The organism is Pseudomonas sp. P1_F1_2 (assembly GCF_056405815.1).
This window is the reverse complement of record NZ_JBFUBK010000208.1, coordinates 1-2,396: the sequence shown is the minus strand read 5'-3', so window position 1 is coordinate 2,396 and position 2,396 is coordinate 1. Positions and strand designations below refer to the sequence as shown.

Below are 2,396 nucleotides of genomic sequence, written 5' to 3'. Positions count from 1 at the left end.
TGGTTTTCGCAGCTGAAAAGTACGCGCTCGAGATTGAAATCTTTGCTACCGGCAAAGGTTTCCAGAAGTAGATTTCAAGCAGCAGCGTGCAAAAAAGGCGTTTTCACCAGTCAATGACCAGGCCGTTTTGGATGACCGACTTTTTCAACAGAATCGGCCAGAAGCAGCCGGTGGGCGGAGCGATAGCAAATGAGTAGCTATGCTTGGTCTACTGCGGGAACTGATTGAGCAGATTGGGCTTTCCGTCCATGGTGTATAAACCCCTTCAGCGGTCACCCGACTGTCACAATGCCCGGCCTAGTCGGGGATAAGGATGCAGCCACAGCGGCCATGTCGCCGCATACCTTTCGCAGTGCCACGCTGACGCTCACAAAAATACTCCTGATGTTGAATTCACTAGAAACCGCGTTGGCCACAGACCCTGCTGAAGCTCAGCGAAGCGTAAAAAAATTGACTGGGATCAATATTCGTATGCTTTTTTAGCTTACTCCCTGCCAATCATCTGAAATTTAACAAAGCATCGGCTAAATATTATTAAAATCGTTTGACAGCGCGAGCACGTCCCATGAAAAGAAACCGACTTCAGTAATATCTAGCCAGTTTTAATTGCGCGTTCCCGGATTAACCATGAGCAAATTTCGTAAGCTTTTCAAAGTTACCCTAAGTCTTCCGGAAAAAATTTTTTATCGCTTATTCCTTGACTCGGAAGGTAAATTTTTTGATACAGAACTAGCCAAGGAATTTTACAAAGAAGCGGGCAACGGCTTCCTGGATATAGTATGGCGCGACGACAGTCCAGAGCTCAAAATATTAAGAACTGTATATTTAATGGGCCTACTCCCCCCAATCCTCTACGCTACTTACAACTCGCACCCCTTGAGCGTCACTCTGTTAGTTGGCAGCTGCATAGTATCTCTCTTTATTACATTTTTTGCATGCTTATCAATAGAGCTTTTGGTAACCATGGTTATTCGTATCGAAAAACTCGACCCCAATTTCCGATATAAAATTCACGACCAATTTCTTGCTAACTCCGTAAAAACTTTGTCCAAGCGACTCCAGAGCGCTTTGATACTAACTGTATGCGGCCTTATCGGCATTACAGCCTTGATAATGACTGAGAGACTCCTAAATTTTATCAGAATAAACTAAATACCAAATCAGTCCCCGTTGCTTCGTTGTTTATTACACTTCACGCTATTACTACGAGGAGCCGGTGCAATGATCTTTCGCCTGTTTTTAAAAGTCGCCTTCCTGTTGGCCTGTCTAGGCCTGGTGGTCTGGTCGGGGGCTTCGGGCCTGCTTTTCCACCTGATCTACGTATTGCGCGTGATCGTATTCGACATGCTGAAATATGTGACTGACGCTGCTATGGGCTTTGCATTACTGTTCGGCGTTATTTTCGTCGGCATATGGGCCTGGGAGTGGCTGGCAAAAGAATTCAACACATCAAACTGATACAAGGGCTTACACCATGAAATTTGTATTTATCCTGGCGGCCGCACTGATTGCTCTGCAGGGCTGCGCTGTTCAATCCCCCGCTTTTCAATCCCCGGAACAAAAGGCCGCAGCTATAAAAAAGTATGACGACTATCAAGCGAGCCTGTACGAAAAAATCGGTGATATCGACGAGGGTTGGCCGCAACCAGTCGAACTGTCGATTAGCACAAGCCCGTTAGAAGTTAATCACGGTGCGGGCGGCGACGAGTCGAAAGCCTTTACCATGTCGATGTTCCAAACAAAAGGCGAACACGATAGAAGCCTGCGAATTTTCCGCTTGGGCGTCTTCAAACAAGATTGCAAGGTAGGCACCGGAACGGCTGGATACGCCAACTTGGAGAGCTATGGCATGGGGCCAATACGCCCCGCGAAATTCACACGAGGAGAAAAAACCTTGGTCAGTACCGCCGTCGATACGCTTTGCAAACGAGCATGGCATCTGTAATAAAAGGCTCCAAGGTGCCCAGACCGAGGAGCCCTGCTGTCGTCGACCGGTTCGTTTTCCAAAATAATTGTGGCCACACTGAATCGTCCAAGATTTCATCCAACGAGTTAAGGAAGTTATGTCCCGTTGACTCCATCACGCAGCAGATGGTGTCCAGTTGCGAATCAACCTCCGCGAGTGCAGGTATCGAATGTTTTCTGGCTCAATCGATCGGCTGCTTCGGGTCGACTACTGCCGGTCACGACAGGCACAAATCGGCCAGAAGCTGACCGTCGCGAAAAGTAGCTMACAACTAGAATCGGAACACGATTCCATCCTTGCTGCCTACGGGACACAGCCAATTCGAACACGCCCCTGCGAGGACTACACTGGGGAACCTGAGCTTGTAGATGCAATGAGGTGAGGTCTCTGATTTTTGCTGCTATTTTTGAAGGTGCTCGCTGTCTGAACC

Annotated in this window: 3 protein-coding genes; all 3 read left to right on the top strand. The window is 47.9% G+C overall.

What is annotated here, in order from left to right; all coding sequences use genetic code 11:
* Nucleotides 1-627 precede the first annotated feature (627 nt).
* The 3 genes from AC1D2P_RS30605 to AC1D2P_RS30595 all read left to right on the top strand — a co-directional run bounded on the left by AC1D2P_RS30605 (nt 628) and on the right by AC1D2P_RS30595 (nt 1,945).
* On the top strand, nt 628-1,152 hold the full coding sequence (locus AC1D2P_RS30605) for a hypothetical protein (RefSeq protein WP_477758547.1): 525 nt from the start codon (nt 628-630) through the stop codon (nt 1,150-1,152).
* Nucleotides 1,153-1,221: 69 nt separating this feature from the next.
* A complete protein-coding gene (locus AC1D2P_RS30600; RefSeq protein WP_477758546.1) occupies nt 1,222-1,458 on the top strand; it encodes a hypothetical protein in 237 nt (78 codons plus the stop codon).
* A 16-nt stretch (nt 1,459-1,474) separates the two neighbouring features.
* Nucleotides 1,475-1,945: a hypothetical protein gene (locus tag AC1D2P_RS30595; RefSeq protein WP_477758545.1), complete on the top strand. Its 471-nt coding sequence runs from the start codon at nt 1,475-1,477 to the stop codon at nt 1,943-1,945.
* The last annotated feature ends 451 nt before the right edge of the window (nt 1,946-2,396 follow it).

What these genes read in the sequence shown, in the direction of transcription:
- AC1D2P_RS30605 (WP_477758547.1), top strand. Translation starts at nt 628, where the DNA reads ATGAGCAAATTTCGTAAGCTTTTCAAAGTTACCCTAAGTCTTCCGGAA.
- AC1D2P_RS30595 (WP_477758545.1), top strand. Translation starts at nt 1,475, where the DNA reads ATGAAATTTGTATTTATCCTGGCGGCCGCACTGATTGCTCTGCAGGGC.
- AC1D2P_RS30600 (WP_477758546.1), top strand. Translation starts at nt 1,222, where the DNA reads ATGATCTTTCGCCTGTTTTTAAAAGTCGCCTTCCTGTTGGCCTGTCTA.